General features: G+C 56.4%; 8 protein-coding genes, 1 tRNA gene and 3 rRNA genes. 7 read left to right on the top strand and 5 right to left on the bottom strand.

Annotated features, from left to right (window positions below):
- Nucleotides 1-53 precede the first annotated feature (53 nt).
- The 4 genes from ACL2XM_RS20475 to rrf all read left to right on the top strand — a co-directional run bounded on the left by ACL2XM_RS20475 (nucleotide 54) and on the right by rrf (nucleotide 5,390).
- Nucleotides 54-1,596, top strand: a 16S ribosomal RNA gene (locus ACL2XM_RS20475).
- Between the two features lie 112 nt (nucleotides 1,597-1,708).
- Nucleotides 1,709-1,784 (top strand) — tRNA-Glu (locus ACL2XM_RS20470).
- A 346-nt stretch (nucleotides 1,785-2,130) separates the two neighbouring features.
- A 23S ribosomal RNA gene (locus ACL2XM_RS20465) occupies nucleotides 2,131-5,044 on the top strand.
- A gap of 230 nt (nucleotides 5,045-5,274) precedes the next feature.
- A 5S ribosomal RNA gene (rrf, locus tag ACL2XM_RS20460) occupies nucleotides 5,275-5,390 on the top strand.
- The 16S, 23S and 5S rRNA genes sit together here with 1 tRNA gene alongside, the layout of an rRNA operon.
- 410 nt (nucleotides 5,391-5,800) lie before the next feature.
- Here rrf and ACL2XM_RS20455 read toward each other — a convergent pair.
- Genes ACL2XM_RS20455 through ACL2XM_RS20445 form a run of 3 tightly spaced genes read right to left on the bottom strand, consistent with a single transcriptional unit; the run spans nucleotide 5,801 to nucleotide 9,507 of the window.
- Entirely contained in the window at nucleotides 5,801-7,510 is a 1,710-nt protein-coding gene (locus tag ACL2XM_RS20455; protein ID WP_413731522.1) for a M28 family peptidase, read from the bottom strand.
- The gene (locus ACL2XM_RS20450; RefSeq protein WP_413721826.1) at nucleotides 7,497-8,300 is read right to left on the bottom strand and encodes a transporter substrate-binding domain-containing protein; all 804 of its coding nucleotides are present in this window, start codon (nucleotides 8,298-8,300) and stop codon (nucleotides 7,497-7,499) included. Before ACL2XM_RS20450 ends, ACL2XM_RS20455 begins: the two co-directional genes overlap by 14 nt.
- Nucleotide 8,301: 1 nt before the next feature.
- Nucleotides 8,302-9,507 carry a M20 family metallopeptidase gene (locus ACL2XM_RS20445; protein WP_413731521.1) on the bottom strand — a complete coding sequence of 402 codons (1,206 nt, stop codon included), beginning with the start codon at nucleotides 9,505-9,507 and terminating at the stop codon, nucleotides 8,302-8,304.
- A gap of 161 nt (nucleotides 9,508-9,668) precedes the next feature.
- On the opposite strand from ACL2XM_RS20445, the gene ACL2XM_RS20440 reads away from it, so the two are divergent.
- Both ACL2XM_RS20440 and metA read left to right on the top strand, forming a co-directional pair.
- Nucleotides 9,669-10,538, top strand: coding sequence for a LysR family transcriptional regulator (locus ACL2XM_RS20440; protein ID WP_413727384.1), 870 nt, complete (start codon nucleotides 9,669-9,671; stop codon nucleotides 10,536-10,538).
- A 161-nt stretch (nucleotides 10,539-10,699) separates the two neighbouring features.
- On the top strand, nucleotides 10,700-11,629 hold the full coding sequence (gene metA, locus ACL2XM_RS20435) for a homoserine O-acetyltransferase MetA (protein ID WP_410012646.1): 930 nt from the start codon (nucleotides 10,700-10,702) through the stop codon (nucleotides 11,627-11,629).
- On the opposite strand, the gene edd is transcribed toward metA, so the two are convergent.
- Nucleotides 11,626-13,437 carry a phosphogluconate dehydratase gene (gene edd, locus ACL2XM_RS20430; RefSeq protein ID WP_413729092.1) on the bottom strand — a complete coding sequence of 604 codons (1,812 nt, stop codon included), beginning with the start codon at nucleotides 13,435-13,437 and terminating at the stop codon, nucleotides 11,626-11,628. The genes metA and edd overlap by 4 nt on opposite strands.
- Before the next feature lie 310 nt (nucleotides 13,438-13,747).
- Nucleotides 13,748-14,284, bottom strand: coding sequence for a gluconokinase (gene gntK / locus ACL2XM_RS20425; RefSeq protein WP_413727382.1), 537 nt, complete (start codon nucleotides 14,282-14,284; stop codon nucleotides 13,748-13,750).
- 293 nt (nucleotides 14,285-14,577) lie between these two features.
- Between gntK and metH the strand changes: the two genes are divergently transcribed.
- On the top strand, nucleotides 14,578-18,264 hold the full coding sequence (gene metH, locus ACL2XM_RS20420; RefSeq protein WP_413731520.1) for a methionine synthase: 3,687 nt from the start codon (nucleotides 14,578-14,580) through the stop codon (nucleotides 18,262-18,264).
- Nucleotides 18,265-18,368 lie beyond the last annotated feature (104 nt).

Genomic DNA, 18,368 nt, shown 5'->3' with positions numbered 1-18,368 from the left:
AAACAGTTAATTCATAAGATTAACAGTATGACAATCTTTGAGCATCAAGCTTTTAATTGAAGAGTTTGATCATGGCTCAGATTGAACGCTGGCGGCAGGCCTAACACATGCAAGTCGAGCGGCAGCGGAAAGTAGCTTGCTACTTTGCCGGCGAGCGGCGGACGGGTGAGTAATGTCTGGGGATCTGCCTGATGGTGGGGGATAACTACTGGAAACGGTAGCTAATACCGCATAACGTCGCAAGACCAAAGTGGGGGACCTTCGGGCCTCACGCCATCGGATGAACCCAGATGGGATTAGCTAGTAGGTGAGGTAATGGCTCACCTAGGCGACGATCCCTAGCTGGTCTGAGAGGATGACCAGCCACACTGGAACTGAGACACGGTCCAGACTCCTACGGGAGGCAGCAGTGGGGAATATTGCACAATGGGCGCAAGCCTGATGCAGCCATGCCGCGTGTGTGAAGAAGGCCTTCGGGTTGTAAAGCACTTTCAGCGGGGAGGAAGGCGACAAGGTTAATAACCTTGTTGATTGACGTTACCCGCAGAAGAAGCACCGGCTAACTCCGTGCCAGCAGCCGCGGTAATACGGAGGGTGCGAGCGTTAATCGGAATTACTGGGCGTAAAGCGTACGCAGGCGGTCTGTTAAGTCAGATGTGAAATCCCCGGGCTTAACCCGGGAACTGCATTTGAAACTGGCAGGCTAGAGTCTCGTAGAGGGGGGTAGAATTCCAGGTGTAGCGGTGAAATGCGTAGAGATCTGGAGGAATACCGGTGGCGAAGGCGGCCCCCTGGACGAAGACTGACGCTCAGGTACGAAAGCGTGGGGAGCAAACAGGATTAGATACCCTGGTAGTCCACGCTGTAAACGATGTCGATTTGAAGGTTGTGGCCTTGAGCCGTGGCTTTCGGAGCTAACGCGTTAAATCGACCGCCTGGGGAGTACGGCCGCAAGGTTAAAACTCAAATGAATTGACGGGGGCCCGCACAAGCGGTGGAGCATGTGGTTTAATTCGATGCAACGCGAAGAACCTTACCTACTCTTGACATCCAGAGAAGTTTGCAGAGATGCGAACGTGCCTTCGGGAGCTCTGAGACAGGTGCTGCATGGCTGTCGTCAGCTCGTGTTGTGAAATGTTGGGTTAAGTCCCGCAACGAGCGCAACCCTTATCCTTTGTTGCCAGCGAGTAATGTCGGGAACTCAAAGGAGACTGCCGGTGACAAACCGGAGGAAGGTGGGGATGACGTCAAGTCATCATGGCCCTTACGAGTAGGGCTACACACGTGCTACAATGGCGCATACAAAGAGAAGCGAACTCGCGAGAGTAAGCGGACCTCACAAAGTGCGTCGTAGTCCGGATTGGAGTCTGCAACTCGACTCCATGAAGTCGGAATCGCTAGTAATCGTGGATCAGAATGCCACGGTGAATACGTTCCCGGGCCTTGTACACACCGCCCGTCACACCATGGGAGTGGGTTGCAAAAGAAGTAGGTAGCTTAACCTTCGGGAGGGCGCTTACCACTTTGTGATTCATGACTGGGGTGAAGTCGTAACAAGGTAACCGTAGGGGAACCTGCGGTTGGATCACCTCCTTACCGAAATAGATACTAATTGTGTAGTGTCCACACAGATTGTCTGATAACTGTAATGAGCAAACAGCTCGTATGGTTTTTTTGCGAAGCAGCACTGCTTCGTGATCCTATCTTTGTCCCCTTCGTCTAGTGGCCTAGGACACTGCCCTTTCACGGCGGTAACAGGGGTTCGAACCCCCTAGGGGACGCCATATCCCGCTGTCTATTTCAGAGCACACTCTTATGAGTATGCTGCGAAATACATGCTCTTTAACAATCCGGAACAAGCTGAAAATTTGAAAAAAAACATGCTGAGCAAAATCAGTATGCGATTCTCTCAAAGCAAGCAAACCTAATGATTGCCGTGTCGATGGCAATCTCTGTAGCCCAGGCGAGGGTTTACTCTCACCAGGGTGAGACTGTGCGAACAGTGTCAGGGCAAGGCGCACGGCGCGCAGCCAGCGGAGTGGACTCAATGTCCATGAGCATGGCGAGCACCGCGCAACGATGCCATGGCAGTGTGCAGCCAGTCGCAACACAGACACTTTAGGGTTGTGAGGTTAAGTGAATAAGCGTACACGGTGGATGCCTAGGCAGTCAGAGGCGATGAAGGACGTGCTAATCCGCGAAATGCGCCGGTGAGCTGATATGAAGCGCTATCAGCCGGCGATGTCCGAATGGGGAAACCCAGTGCAATTCGTTGCACTATCATTACGTGAATCCATAGCGTATTGAGGCGAACCGGGGGAACTGAAACATCTCAGTACCCCGAGGAAAAGAAATCAACCGAGATTCCCCTAGTAGCGGCGAGCGAACGGGGAACAGCCCAGAGTCACCATCAGCGTTTGTATCAGGAGAACGGTCTGGAAAGTCCGGCAACACAGGGTGATAGCCCCGTATCCGAAGGTACAAGTGCTGTGAGCTCGATGAGTAGGGCGGGACACGTGATATCCTGTCTGAAGATGGGGGGACCATCCTCCAAGGCTAAATACTCCTGACTGACCGATAGTGAACCAGTACCGTGAGGGAAAGGCGAAAAGAACCCCGGCGAGGGGAGTGAAATAGAACCTGAAACCGTGTACGTACAAGCAGTGGGAGCCTTGATTTATCAGGGTGACTGCGTACCTTTTGTATAATGGGTCAGCGACTTATATTCTGTAGCAAGGTTAACCGAATAGGGGAGCCGTAGGGAAACCGAGTCTTAACTGGGCGTTAAGTTGCAGGGTATAGACCCGAAACCCGGTGATCTAGCCATGGGCAGGTTGAAGGTTGGGTAACACTAACTGGAGGACCGAACCGACTAATGTTGAAAAATTAGCGGATGACTTGTGGCTGGGGGTGAAAGGCCAATCAAACCGGGAGATAGCTGGTTCTCCCCGAAAGCTATTTAGGTAGCGCCTCGTGAATTCATCTTCGGGGGTAGAGCACTGTTTCGGCTAGGGGTCCACCCCGGATTACCAACCCGATGCAAACTGCGAATACCGAAGAATGTTACCACGGGAGACACACGGCGGGTGCTAACGTCCGTCGTGAAGAGGGAAACAACCCAGACCGCCAGCTAAGGTCCCAAAGTCATGGTTAAGTGGGAAACGATGTGGGAAGGCACAGACAGCCAGGATGTTGGCTTAGAAGCAGCCATCATTTAAAGAAAGCGTAATAGCTCACTGGTCGAGTCGGCCTGCGCGGAAGATGTAACGGGGCTAAACCATGCACCGAAGCTGCGGCAGCGATACCTTCGGGTATTGTTGGGTAGGGGAGCGTTCTGTAAGCCTGCGAAGGTGGCCTGTGAGGGTTGCTGGAGGTATCAGAAGTGCGAATGCTGACATAAGTAACGATAAAGCGGGTGAAAAGCCCGCTCGCCGGAAGACCAAGGGTTCCTGTCCAACGTTAATCGGGGCAGGGTGAGTCGACCCCTAAGGCGAGGCCGAAAGGCGTAGTCGATGGGAAACAGGTTAATATTCCTGTACTGGGTGTGACTGCGAAGGGGGGACGGAGAAAGCTAGGTTCGCCGGGCGACGGTTGTCCCGGTTTAAGCGTGAAGGTGGAAAGAGCAGGTAAATCCGCTCTTTCATTCAACACTGAGGCGTGATAACGAGCCACTACGGTGGTGAAGGAATTGATGCTACGCTTCCAGGAAAAGCCTCTAAGCTCCAGGTCACATCGAATCGTACCCCAAACCGACACAGGTGGTCAGGTAGAGAATACCAAGGCGCTTGAGAGAACTCGGGTGAAGGAACTAGGCAAAATGGTGCCGTAACTTCGGGAGAAGGCACGCTGGCATTAGGTGGAGGGACTTGCTCCCCGAGCTGAAGCCAGTCGCAGATACCAGCTGGCTGCAACTGTTTATTAAAAACACAGCACTGTGCAAACACGAAAGTGGACGTATACGGTGTGACGCCTGCCCGGTGCCGGAAGGTTAATTGATGGGGTTATCCGTAAGGAGAAGCTCTTGATCGAAGCCCCGGTAAACGGCGGCCGTAACTATAACGGTCCTAAGGTAGCGAAATTCCTTGTCGGGTAAGTTCCGACCTGCACGAATGGCGTAATGATGGCCAGGCTGTCTCCACCCGAGACTCAGTGAAATTGAACTCGCTGTGAAGATGCAGTGTACCCGCGGCAAGACGGAAAGACCCCGTGAACCTTTACTATAGCTTGACACTGAACATTGAGCCTTGATGTGTAGGATAGGTGGGAGGCTTTGAAGTGTGGACGCCAGTCTGCATGGAGCCAACCTTGAAATACCACCCTTTAATGTTTGATGTTCTAACTCCGGCCCATAATCTGGGTCGAGGACAGTGTCTGGTGGGTAGTTTGACTGGGGCGGTCTCCTCCTAAAGAGTAACGGAGGAGCACGAAGGTTAGCTAATCACGGTCGGACATCGTGAGGTTAGTGCAAAGGCATAAGCTAGCTTGACTGCGAGAGTGACGGCTCGAGCAGGTGCGAAAGCAGGTCTTAGTGATCCGGTGGTTCTGAATGGAAGGGCCATCGCTCAACGGATAAAAGGTACTCCGGGGATAACAGGCTGATACCGCCCAAGAGTTCATATCGACGGCGGTGTTTGGCACCTCGATGTCGGCTCATCACATCCTGGGGCTGAAGTAGGTCCCAAGGGTATGGCTGTTCGCCATTTAAAGTGGTACGCGAGCTGGGTTTAGAACGTCGTGAGACAGTTCGGTCCCTATCTGCCGTGGGCGTTGGAAGATTGAGAGGGGCTGCTCCTAGTACGAGAGGACCGGAGTGGACGCACCACTGGTGTTCGGGTTGTCATGCCAATGGCATTGCCCGGTAGCTACGTGCGGAAGAGATAACCGCTGAAAGCATCTAAGCGGGAAACTTGCCTCGAGATGAGTCTTCCCTGTGGCTTTAAGCCACCTGAAGGGACGTTAAAGACGATGACGTTGATAGGTCGGGTGTGTAAGCGCAGCGATGCGTTGAGCTAACCGATACTAATGACCCGTGAGGCTTAACCTTACAACACCTAAAGTGTTTGACGCAAAGAGAGCGTCGCCCCGAGGGGTGGCGAGAGAATTTTCAGCTTGTAACGGAAAGTATTAAATACAGCCGGTCGAGATATTGACGGGTTGTCAACAACGCGGAGCGTTGGCCTTGCACAGGGGAAATGACAAAATCGCCGGGAGCGATTTTGTACAGCGCACAGCGCTGGCCCGCAGGGCGAGTCTCAGGATGAGACGAGAAATTTGCCTGGCGGCACTAGCGCGGTGGTCCCACCTGACCCCATGCCGAACTCAGCAGTGAAACGCCGTAGCGCCGATGGTAGTGTGGGGTCTCCCCATGCGAGAGTAGGGAACTGCCAGGCATCCAATTGACGAAGCCCTCTGTGAGAACAGAGGGCTTTTTCATGTGCGTAACCCTGGCGGTTCGCTACTCGAGTAAGAGAGTAGGACCACCGGCAACGCCGGTGGAACGGAGCCGCAGGCGACGGCCCGCAGGGGGCCTGACGCAGTCAGGCATCAACTGCCAGGCATCCAATTGACGGAGCCCTCTGTGCAAACAGAGGGCTTTTTCATGTGCGTAACCCTGGCGGTTCGCTACTCGAGTAAGAGAGTAGGACCCCCGGCAACGCCGGTGGAACGGAGCCGCAGGCGACGGCCCGCAGGGTGCCTGACGCAGTCAGGCATCCACTGCCAGGCATCCAATTGGCGAAGCCCTCAAAGAAAACAGAGGGCTTTTTCATGTGCGTGACCCTGGCGGTTCGCTACCCGGGCGCTATGGCCGATCCCGCGATAATGCCGTACGCAGGACTTGCGCGCTGCGCTCCAGCAGATCCAGCGCCCGATCCCGCTGGCGATGGAACTGGGTGGTCATCATCAAAAAGGTTTCAGGCGTGGCCTGGGCGGCCTGATCTTTAAGGATCCGCAGCCCGGGAAATGCGCCGCCGTGATAACTCAGGTCGTAATGAAAATCATCGACCGAGCTATAGCGCAGGCGGTGCCATAAGGCCAGCACCTTGATTATTGCCGGCTGCCATGCCTGAGTATCGTATTGCCAACATGCTACCACCCGCTGCAAATCGTCCAGCAGACCCACCATGGCGTCAAGCGCCGGACTCAGGTCAAACGCAGGATCCAGCTGATCTTGCAACGCCGCCATTTCTTTATACAGCCGATCCCGATAGCCCAGCGGATCCAGCGGCAACGCCGTAGCGGTTAGAAGCTCCGCCAGCCAGTAACCATGGATCCGGCTGTCACGCCATAAAATAGCCAGATCGACCTTATCATAGGTATCCGCTTCGGTATGCCACCACCAGCCGCCGCCGCTGCCCGGCGACAGCGTATTCTTATTTACCGGCTCTTCGCGCAGGGCGAAATGCAGCGGCAAACCGCTGCCCCAAAAAGACTGGTCGCCTCCTTTGCCCAACGGCGTAATGCGTTGTGCCGCACTACCGGTTACCCGACGCACCGCGCGGTTAAGGAAATCAGGCTGTTCGGCCCCACTGGCGTTGATCACTACCTGCAATGCTTCCATACAGCCGGGGGAATCAACGTTAATATGCGCCACGCAATGTTGAGCCAACGGATGACGAAACCGGTCGGCATACCAGGTCGACCCCCCATAGCGGGCATTCGAATGGCCCGGCCACCAGGCAATCCGCAGACCCCGTGTTAACTCGTGGCGATGCTGATGAAAATGAACGGCCATCGCCAGACATAACGCATTGCCGGTGGCATTGTCGGTAACGCCTTCATGCCAGGAATCATAATGGGAAGATAACAGGACAAACTCGGGAGATTCTCCCGCTATCTCCACCACCGGCAGGCTGCATGTGGAAACCGCCACCTGCAGCTCGGTGCGCAGACGCGCGGTAAGCGGGGCGGGGTGCCGTTGATAAAGCGCCAGCAGCTCGCGCCCCTGCTGCTGGTTGATCGAGATGACCGGCAGGCGCGGATAACGATGGCGATCGTCGGGCACCGGGGTGCCCCAGATCGGCCCGACGGTTTCCTCATGCAACGCCGTTTCGCCCGACCACCAGATATGGATGAGACCCAACGCGCCGGCGGCATCAAGCCGCTGTACATAATCTTCAAAACCCTGATCGGCAATGACAATCTTACCTTTCACCTGGGCGGACCATTGCGCCATCTGATTATCCGGTATCGGGTCCGTGGAGCGCGCGTCGTAAAACAGCGCAGCGTCCACGCCCAGCGGGCAACTGGCCGAGAAAGAGCGAGTCTTGGCCGCGCAGCGCCATGCCGGGTAGTCCGGCAGTTGCAGACTGCCGGAAAGGGGATTGCTTAACAACAATGAACATTGCTCAATGCGCGGCGACAGGCCATGACGGCTCAGCACCTCTGCCAGATAGCCGGCCGAGCGTTCGGCGTCGTCGCTGCCGGATAACCGGTGCAACTGCGAGAACTGCCGCAACAGGCTGTCCATCAGCGGCAATAGCGTCCCTGCGTGCGGCTCAGTGACTGGCATCGGCCTGCTCCGGTTGATGAACCGACAAATCGATATCACCAAAGTACTGCTGTTTGATCTTTTCCCACGTGCCGTCGGCCTTGATTTTAGCCAAACCTTCGTTTAGCAATGCCCTGATCTTTTCGTCATCTTTGCGAAAACCATAGGCCGAACCGATGCTGAAGAGTTTATCATCGCGTACTTCGGGTCCGGTCAGGGCGAAATCCTTGCCTTCGGGTTTATTCAGGAAACCATAGGTGACCGCTACCGCCGGGCTTAATGCGCCGTCCAGCCGTCCCGCCGCCAAATCCTGATAAATCATATCCTGATCGGCGTAAGGGACGATATCGATGCCCTTGGCGGCCCAGAACTGGTTGGCATACATCTCCTGGATGGTGCCCTGCTGGACGGCGATATGCTTGCCCTGCAGCGATGCCACGTCCGGCTGCAGGTTGCTGCCCTTGCGCGCCACCAGCCGGGTGGGGATATGGTAAACGAAATCACTGAAGTCGATGGCTTTCCTGCGTTTTTCGGTCGCTCCCAGCGGCGAAATAACATCGACTTTTTTAGCCAGCAGCGAGGGAATCTCCGCGTCAAAGCTACTGACCACGAATTGACATTGCACCGCCATTGCCCGGCAGACGGCATGGGTAATATCGATTTCAAAGCCCCGCGGCGTACCGTCCGCTTCCCGGTACTGAAACGGGGGATAGGTCAGATCGGCGCCGATACGCACCGTTTCACCGGCCGCCTGTGCCGCCGTTGCGCCCATAACCATGCCGAGTAACGCGAGTACCCCTCTGTTTTTCATTTTATTCCTCCTGCCCGGCCTGGTTGGCGAGCTTCCAGCGCGAAAATTCATCTCTTACCGCCTGCAATAGCGAGCGATCCTGATTCAGGTCAAAGGCGGTCATCGCCAGCGCCTTGGCGGCCTGCAGCATGCCGTCCAGGCCGGCGGGCGAAGCCGCCGCCTGGGCAAACTCAGGGGTATGCGGGAAAACGTCGCCAATGCGGATATAAGGATGGATGGCCGCGGTGACCTGGCTGACATTACCGATATCGGACGAGCCGATACCACCGGTTACCGGCGGATCGAACACGTCGATGCCCAACAGCTCAAGGTTGCGTTGAAAACCCATGGCCAGGGCCCGGTTGTTGTTGCGTTCGGCATAGGTCAGGCCCGGCTCGATTTCCAGCCTGGCGCCGCTTATCGCTGCGGCGCCTTGCGCTGCGGCGAACACTTTATCCCGCACCAGCCGTAACCCGTTAACCGTCGCCGCGCGCATCAGGAATTTTGCCTCGGCATAGGCCGGCACGATATTAGTGGCGCTGCCGCCATCGGTAATAATCCCATGTACCCGCACATCGTCGGTGAAGAACTGGCGCAGGGCATTAATGCCGACAAACGTATGGATGACCGCGTCCAGGGCGCTAATGCCTTTCTGCGGTGCCGACGAGGCATGCGCCGCCTTGCCGTAAAATTTAAATACCGCATCCACGCACGCCAGTCCGCCGCGCACCACCATGGTTTTCTCGCGCGGGTGGACCATCATCACCGCATCCACTGCATCGAATATGCCCAGATCGGCGAGAATGATTTTACCGCCGCCTTCTTCCTCCGCCGGGGTACCGATCACCAGCAGGCGCCCGCCTAATTCAGGGCAGGCGGCCTTTAACGCCAGCGCGGCGCCCACCGCGGCGGTGCCGATAAGATTATGGCCGCAGGCATGCCCCAGTTCTGGCAGCGCGTCGTATTCCGCAAGCAGCGCCACCACCGGTCCGGGTTTGCCGCTGTCAAAAGTGGCGCGAAAGGCGGTAGGAAGGCCGCCCAGCGGTTGTTCAATGACAAAACCCGCGCTCCTCAGTGGCGCGATCAGCGCGGCGGCGGACTGCGTTTCGTTAAAGCTCAGCTCCGGATTGCCATGGATCTGCAACGCCAGCTGTTCTAACTGCGCAGCCATGTCATCAACAGCATAAATAATTTTATTCTTTTGCTCGCTTATGGTGCCAATCGCCATGGTGTCTCCCTGTTTTGGTGCGTTTTCAGCGCAGCATCAATATCTTATACCGCAGATATAGGCGATTTTCCCTGCTAAGCCCAATCGAGCGTTTTTATGACTTGCATCCTTAAGCCAAAAAATATTTTATAGTGGAAGATAATTTCCCATGGACACCGGCCGTGAATGAAAAAGACTGGCTCATTATCCGGGCCGTTTACCAGCATAAAAATATCACCCGCGCCGCGGAACAGTTATATACCTCCCAGCCCGCGCTGAGTTATCGCTTAAAACAAATCGAGCGCAAACTGGCGATCCAGTTATTTGACGAGAACAGCAAAGGCCTGGCGTTCAGCGCGCAGGGGGAATTTCTGGCCAGCCATGCCGATAAGGTGCTTAGGGACATGCAGCAGCTGAAAATCAACCTGCATAGCCTGGATGAGCAACAGCAAGGGGAGATCCGCATCGGGGTGTCGAGTAATTATGCCGCCTACCGCCTGCCCGCCTTGCTGGAACGTTTTCGCCGGCAATATCCCGGCGTCAGCATTAGCCTTACCAGTGGTTACAGCGAAGAAATTTTCCAGCGCCTGCAACGGGATGAGATTCATCTGGCGCTGGTGAAAGATGATTTTAACTGGAAAGAGGGCAAGCGGCTGATCGATGAGGATTGTTATTACCTGATAAGCCAGCATGAGCTTAATTTCAGCCTGCTGCCTCATTTGCCGCAGATTAAAATTAATCATGGGCCGCATATTACCCAACTGATTGAGCGCTGGTGGAATGCCAATTTTTCCCTGGCGCCGCGTATCGCCATGACGGTGGACAAACTGGAGGTTTGCCTGGCCATGGTGAACCATGGCTTAGGTTACGCCATTATCTCCAGCTATTTGCCGTTGCCGGATTCGCTGTTCCGTCTACCCATCACTGTGGACGGCCAGGCGGTTAAGAACAGAACCTGGCTGCTCCACCGTCAGGCCTGCGATACCTCCGCCCTGACGCTGCCCTTTATCCAGATGCTGGCCGATGCCGCGGGCCTGCCCCCCGTCCGGTAATAATCAGCGGTTCGGCAAGCTGGAAATAATAAAGAAAATGTTTCGCTAAAGATGAAACATTTTCAACTAATGGTTGAACACTCGACATCATTTACTAAAAACGCTATCGTGGGCATCTGGATGTCTAAACGTTTATACGTATGCTTTGAGGTTCTATAGTTATGCCGATTCGGGTTCTTGATGAGTTGCCAGCAGTGAATTTCCTGCGTAACGAAAACGTGTTTGTTATGACCACTTCCCGCGCGCGCACCCAGGAAATACGTCCGCTAAAGGTGCTGATCCTTAATCTGATGCCGAAAAAAATCGAGACGGAAAATCAGTTCCTGAGACTGCTGTCCAACTCGCCGCTGCAAATTGATATTCAGCTGTTGCGTATTGACAATCATGAGTCGAAAAACACCCCGGCGGAACACCTCAACACCTTTTACTGTGATTTTGAGGATATCCAGGATGAAAACTACGATGGTCTGGTGGTGACCGGCGCGCCGCTGGGGCTGGTGGACTTTCAGGACGTGATTTTCTGGCCGCAGATAGACCGGGTGTTGCAATGGGCTAAAGGGCATGTCACCTCGACCCTGTTCGTCTGTTGGGCGGTACAGGCGGCGCTGAATATTTTATACGACATTCCCAAAATGACCCGGCGGGAGAAGCTGGCCGGCGTATATCAGCATAACACCCTTAAGCCGCATGCCTTGCTGACCCGGGGGTTTGACGAGACGTTTCTGGCGCCGCATTCCCGCTATGCCGACTTCCCCTCCGACGTTATCCGTCAATATACCGACCTGGAGATCCTGGCGGAATCGGAGCAAACCGGCGCCTATCTATTCGCCAGTCCCGATAAACGCCTGGCCTTCGTCACCGGTCATCCGGAATACGACGCCTTAACCCTGGCCGGCGAATATCATCGCGATCTGGCGGCCGGCCTGAATCCCGCCATCCCGGTTAACTATTTCCCGGATAATAATCCAGACCTGCCGCCCAGGGCCAGCTGGCGCAGCCATGGGCATTTATTGTTCGCCAACTGGCTGAACTACTACGTTTACCAGATTACGCCATACGATCTGAAAAAAATGAATCCCACCCTGGATTAAAAGGGAATGCAGCTCGCACCCTGTTCCGCGCCGGAGAGTTGCCCGCGCAGCGCGCCGAACAGTTCGCGGCCGCAGCCGATATGCTCCGCGCTTAAATCAGGCCGCGCCACGATCCGCCGCGCCAGTTCGTCGGCGTCCACCAGCAACGACAGCTCGCCGGTAACGCCGTTCACCCGCACCCGATCGCCCGTCTGGATTTTCGCCAGCAATCCGCCGTTATAGGCCTCCGGCGTGACATGGATGGCCGCTGGCACCTTGCCTGACGCGCCGGATAAACGTCCGTCGGTGACCAGGGCGACCTTGTAGCCGCGATCCAGCAGCACGCCCAGCGGTGGCATCAGTTTATGCAGCTCCGGCATGCCGTTGGCGCGCGGTCCCTGGTAGCGCACCACGATCACGCAGTCTTTGTTCAATTCGCCGGCATCAAAGGCCGGACCCACGTCATGCTGGCTTTCAAACACCATCGCCGGCCCCTCGATAACCTGGTTGGCCACGGGTACGGCTGAGGTTTTCATCACCGCGCGCCCCAGATTGCCGTCCAGAACCTTGGTGCCGCCGTGATGTTCAAACGGATTATCGATGCTGGCTATCACCTTGGGATCGAGCGAGATTTCGGTGCTTTCGCGCCAGGCCAGCACTCCTTGATCCAGCCAGGGTTCCATGGTGTAACGGCTTAAACCGAAACCGGCGACGGTATTGACCTCTTCATTCAGCAGGCCGCCTTTTAGCAATTCGCGTATCACAAGCTGGACGCCGCCGGCATCGTGGAATTGATTAATATCCGCCGGTCCGTTGGGGTAAATGCGCGACAGCAACGGCACGACGTCCGACAATTCGGAGAAGTCGTCCCAGTTAATGATAATGCCGGCGGCGCGGGCCATGGCGACCAAATGCATGGTGTGGTTGGTGGAACCGCCGGTGGTCAGCAGGGCGATAATGCCGTTGACGATCACCTTCTCGTCCACCAGCCGGCCAATCGGCAGATAGTTGCCGCTGTTTTCCGTCAGGCGCGTAACCTGTACGGCGGCGGCATCGGTCAGGGCGTCGCGCAGCGGGGTATTGGGCTGGATAAACGATGAGCCGGGTAAATGCAGGCCCATCATTTCCATGACCATCTGGTTGGAGTTGGCGGTGCCGTAAAAGGTGCAGGTGCCGGCGCTGTGATATGACGCCGCTTCGGCATCCAGCATGGCCGCGCGGTCTATCTTGCCCTCGGCATAGAGCTGGCGTACGCGTACTTTTTCTTTATTCGGCAAACCGCTGGCCATCGGTCCGGCGGGGACGAATACCGCCGGCAGATGTCCAAAGGACAGCGCCGCCATCACCAGCCCGGGGACGATCTTGTCGCAAATCCCGAGGTATAAGGCGCCGTCGAACATATTATGGGATAAACCAATGGCGGCGGACATGGCGATGATCTCCCGGCTCATCAGCGACAGCTCCATGCCGTCCTGTCCCTGGGTCACGCCGTCGCACATCGCCGGTACCCCGGCGGCTACCTGGCCTACCGCGCCGACGCTGTGCAGGGCGTCCTTCAGGCGTTGCGGGTAATGCTCGTAAGGCTGGTGGGCGGACAGCATATCGTTGTATGAATTGATAATGGCGATATCATTGCGGGTCATGCTTTTCAGCGCCAGCTTATCATCGGGCTGGCAGGCGGCGAAGCCGTGGGCCAGGTTGCCGCAGGCCAGCTGCGACCGGTGAACCGTTTTGACGCGTGCGGCGTCGATGCGCGCCAGATAAGCGGTGCGGGTGGGTAAAGAACGGTCGATAACGCGTTGTGTCACCCGGGCTACGGTAGGATTCATATCTGCCTCACACTTAAGATTGAATGGTCAAGCCTGGCTCTTGCCGTCGGCGAAGCCTGGCTCAACAACGGAATTGGTGTCCCAGCCGCCGGACAAACCGTCGAATCGCTTTTTTTTATAATGACAACCTATTAGTAGCGAAGCGGCCTGCCGGCTATTACAGCGATATTGTGAAATTGAATCGTTTCAGCTAAAAATGCTTAAACAGCCGGATGCACCCTCTGGAGATTACCGGCCGGGTATGACAATGATTATCCCTGGCATAACAAGCATAGTTGCTGTGCCTGTCGCTGCTTTAGCGCACAGGAGGTTAGCCGCCGTTGCGCGCGATCTGTTCCTTGATGCAGCGCAGGGCATCGTTGATGACCCCGTCCACCGGCTGGTTGATATCCACCACCAGGACGTCCTTTTCATCGGCGCCCGGTTCTTCCAGGGTATCGAATTGAGTGACCAGCATTTGGGTCTTGAAGAAATGACCTTTGCGCGCTTTCATCCGGGCTTCTATCACATCGAATTCGCCCTTGAGATACAGGAAGGACAGGTTGGCGTTGCCTTCCCGCAGTCGATCGCGATAATGTTTTTTCAGCGCCGAACAGACGATAATGGAAATGGCGTTGGTACGTTGCATCGCAAACGCGGCATCATTGATTGCCGCCAGCCAGGGCGCGCGATCGTCGTCGTTAAGCGCCTGTCCCGCCGCCATCTTGTTGATGTTGGCGCGCGGATGCAAAAAGTCGCCGTCAAGGAACGCGGCCGATAGCTCACGGGCCAGGGCGTTGGCCACCACGGACTTGCCGCTGCCTGAAACGCCCATTAAAACGAAGATATGGTTAGCTGTTGTTGTCATCGTAAGGCTCCGTGGCCAGAAAAGAGTGTAGTGATGTTACCGGTAACATTATCCCGATTTTTGCTGCGGTTTCCAGATGCTTTGTCGTTTTTTCGCGCTAATTGTGATCTGCTTCAAATTAAAAATGTAATCTGAAACATTCTTTTTACATCGTACAGCATCGTTTCGGGCCGGACCGGTGGGATTTGAAAAAGTCTCATGCGCCTTCGGCGTCGATTGCCTGTAATTTATGCTAGGATGTTCTGCCTGTTTTGGCTTCATAAAAGATGATTTTTTCAGCGGTGGATGGGGTAATGGTGAACAATCGAGTGGACGGACTGCGCAGGCAATTAGCACAGCGCATCATGGTGCTGGACGGTGGCATGGGCACCATGATCCAGAGTTACCGGCTTGAGGAAGAGGACTACCGGGGGGCGCGTTTCGCCGACTGGCCGAGCGATCTGAAAGGCAATAACGATCTGCTGGTGCTGAGCAAGCCCGAGGTGATCGCCGCCATCCATCACGACTATCTGGCGGCGGGCGCCGATATCCTTGAGACCAACACCTTTAACTCTACCGCCATCGCCATGGCCGACTACCATATGGAGTCGCTGGTCGGCGAGCTGAATACCGAGGCCGCCCGGCTGGCCCGGCGCAGCGCCGACGAATGGACGGCGCGCACGCCGGAGAAACCCCGCTATGTGGCCGGCGTCCTCGGCCCCACCAACCGCACCGCCTCCATTTCGCCGGACGTTAACGATCCGGCGTTCCGCAACGTCAGTTTTGATCAGTTAGTGAGCGCTTACCGTGAGGCGGTTCACGCTCTGGTGACGGGCGGCGTGGACTTGATTATGGTGGAAACCATTTTCGATACCCTTAACGCCAAGGCCGCGATATTCGCCATCGAAACCGAATTCGAGGCCATGGGCGTGCAGTTGCCGGTGATGATTTCCGGCACTATTACCGATGCCTCGGGGCGCACCCTTTCCGGCCAGACCACCGAGGCCTTCTATAATTCCCTGCGCCACGTCAAGCCCCTGTCCTTTGGCCTGAACTGCGCCTTAGGCCCCGATGAGCTGCGCCAGTATGTGGCCGAGCTGTCGCGCATTGCCGATTGTTATGTCAGCGCCCATCCCAACGCCGGATTGCCGAACGCCTTTGGCGAATACGATCTCGGCCCGGATGAAATGGCCGGGCAGATCAAGGAATGGGCCGTTTCCGGTTTCCTGAATATCGTCGGCGGCTGCTGCGGCACCACGCCCGCGCACATCGCCGCCATGGCGCGCGCCGTCGAGGGCATAGCGCCGCGCGTCCTGCCGGAACGGCCCATAGCTTGCCGTCTGGCGGGCCTGGAACCGCTGAATATCGCCAAGGATACGCTGTTCGTCAACGTGGGCGAGCGCACCAACGTTACCGGTTCGGCGCGCTTCAAGCGCCTGATCAAAGAAGAAAAATATAATGAGGCGCTGGCGGTGGCGTTGCAGCAGGTGGAAAGCGGCGCGCAGATCATTGATATCAACATGGATGAAGGCATGCTGGATTCCGCCGCCGCCATGGTGCGTTTTCTGCATTTGATCGCCGGCGAACCGGATATATCCCGGGTGCCGATTATGATCGATTCGTCGAAATGGGACGTCATCGAGCAAGGGCTGAAGTGCATCCAGGGTAAGGGCATCGTTAATTCCATCTCGATGAAGGAAGGCGAGGCCGCCTTTATCCACCATGCCCGTTTGGTGCGCCGTTACGGCGCCGCGGTCGTAGTGATGGCGTTTGATGAAGAGGGCCAGGCGGATACCCGGCAGCGCAAGATAGACATTTGCCGCCGCGCTTACCGCATCCTGACCGAAACCGTGGGTTTCCCGCCGGAAGATATTATCTTCGACCCCAATATTTTTGCCATCGCCACAGGGATTGAAGAACACAATAACTATGCCCAGGACTTTATCGGCGCCTGTGCCGATATCAAGGCCGAGCTGCCCCATGCGCTGATTTCCGGCGGGGTATCCAACGTGTCGTTTTCGTTTCGCGGCAACGAGCCGGTACGCGAGGCCATACACGCGGTGTTCCTTTATTACGCCATCAAGAACGGCCTGGATATGGGGATCGTCAACGCCGGCCAGCTGGCCATCTATGACGACCTGTCCGATGAGCTGCGCGAGGCGGTAGAGGACGTGGTGCTCAACCGGCGCGCCGACGGCACCGAAAGACTCCTGGATCTGGCGGAGAAATACCGCGTTGGCAAAAACGACGACGATACGAAACAACAGCAGGCGGAATGGCGCGGCTGGCCGGTCAATAAACGGCTGGAGTACGCGCTGGTAAAAGGCATTACCGAATACATCGAAGCGGATACCGAAGAATCGCGGCAACAGGCGGCGCGGCCCATTGAGGTGATTGAAGGGCCGCTGATGGCCGGCATGAACGTGGTGGGCGACCTGTTCGGCGCCGGGAAGATGTTCCTGCCGCAGGTGGTCAAGTCGGCGCGGGTCATGAAGCAGGCGGTTGCCTATCTGGAACCCTTTATCAAGGCGGGAAAAGAAAAGCAAAAGGCGGCCGGCAAGATTCTGCTGGCGACGGTGAAAGGCGATGTGCATGATATCGGCAAAAATATCGTCGGCGTGGTGCTGCAATGCAATAACTACGAAATCATCGACCTGGGTGTGATGGTCTCGATGGATAAGATCCTGAAAGCGGCGCGGGAATTCAACGTGGATATTATCGGCCTGTCGGGCTTGATCACGCCCTCGCTCGATGAGATGGTCAACGTCGCCAAAGAGATGGAACGCCAGGGATTTACCCTGCCGTTGCTGATTGGCGGCGCCACCACCTCGAAGGCGCACACCGCGGTTAAAATCGAGAAAAACTACAGCGGGCCGACGGTGTATGTGCAGAATGCCTCGCGCAGCGTGGGGGTGGTGTCGGCCCTGCTGTCGGACGAGCAGCGGGATGAATTTATACTGCGTACCCGTAAGGAGTATGACACGGTGCGCATCCAGCATGGCCGCAAAAAGCCCCGTACGCCGCCGGTCTCGCTGCAGGCCGCGCGCGATAACGACCTGGCCATCGATTGGGATAGCTATATTCCCCCGGTGGCCCATCGCCTGGGCATTCAGTCCGTCAGCGCCTCTATCGAGACATTGCGCAACTATATTGACTGGACGCCGTTTTTTATGACCTGGTCGCTGGCGGGTAAATACCCCCGCATCCTGGAGGATGAAGTGGTCGGCGCCGAGGCGAAACGCGTGTTTGACGACGCCAATGCCCTGCTGGACCAGCTTTCCGCGCAAAAATCCCTTAACCCGCGCGGGGTGGTGGGTATTTTTCCCGCCAACCGGGTGGGCGACGACATCGAAATCTATCGCGATGAAAGCCGGCGCGAAGTCCTGGTGGTCAGCCATCATCTGCGTCAGCAGACGGAGAAAAGCGAATTCGCCAATTATTGCCTGGCGGATTTTGTGGCGCCGAAAGACAGTGGCAAGGCGGACTACCTGGGCGCGTTCGCCGTCACCGGCGGTCTGGAGGAAGATGCGCTGGCGGCGGCCTTTGACGCCCAACAGGACGATTATAATAAAATCATGGTCAAAGCCCTTTGCGACCGTCTGGCTGAAGCCTTTGCCGAATATCTCCATGAGCGGGTGCGTAAAGTCTACTGGGGCTACGCGCCCAACGAGAACCTGAGCAATGACGAATTGATTCGGGAAAACTACCAGGGCATCCGCCCGGCGCCCGGCTATCCGGCCTGTCCCGACCACACCGAGAAAGCGGCTATCTGGCAATTGCTGAATGTGGACGACACCGCCGGGATGCGCCTGACGGAGTCCTATGCCATGTGGCCCGGCGCGTCGGTCTCCGGCTGGTATTTCAGCCATCCCGACAGTAAATATTATGCCGTGGCGCAGATCCAGCGGGATCAGGTGGAAGATTATGCCCGGCGTAAAAATATGCCTATCGCTGAAGTTGAACGCTGGCTGGCGCCGAACCTGGGCTACGATGCGGACTGATCGGTCACAGATGTCACAGCGGTAAAATAGCGGGGCGGCCCGGCGTTGACGCGCCGCGCTGCTTCATTGTGCTTTCCCCATTCCCCCCGCGCGGTTTCATAAGA

The organism is Sodalis sp. RH20 (genome assembly GCF_047324205.1).
GTDB lineage: Bacteria > Pseudomonadota > Gammaproteobacteria > Enterobacterales > Enterobacteriaceae > Acerihabitans.
This window is presented reverse-complemented; position numbering and strand designations above follow the sequence as displayed.

What these genes read in the sequence shown, in the direction of transcription:
- ACL2XM_RS20455 (WP_413731522.1), bottom strand. Translation starts at nt 7,510, where the DNA reads ATGCCAGTCACTGAGCCGCACGCAGGGACGCTATTGCCGCTGATGGAC.
- ACL2XM_RS20450 (WP_413721826.1), bottom strand. Translation starts at nt 8,300, where the DNA reads ATGAAAAACAGAGGGGTACTCGCGTTACTCGGCATGGTTATGGGCGCA.
- ACL2XM_RS20445 (WP_413731521.1), bottom strand. Translation starts at nt 9,507, where the DNA reads ATGGCGATTGGCACCATAAGCGAGCAAAAGAATAAAATTATTTATGCT.
- metA (WP_410012646.1), top strand. Translation starts at nt 10,700, where the DNA reads ATGCCGATTCGGGTTCTTGATGAGTTGCCAGCAGTGAATTTCCTGCGT.
- edd (WP_413729092.1), bottom strand. Translation starts at nt 13,437, where the DNA reads ATGAATCCTACCGTAGCCCGGGTGACACAACGCGTTATCGACCGTTCT.
- gntK (WP_413727382.1), bottom strand. Translation starts at nt 14,284, where the DNA reads ATGACAACAACAGCTAACCATATCTTCGTTTTAATGGGCGTTTCAGGC.
- metH (WP_413731520.1), top strand. Translation starts at nt 14,578, where the DNA reads ATGGTGAACAATCGAGTGGACGGACTGCGCAGGCAATTAGCACAGCGC.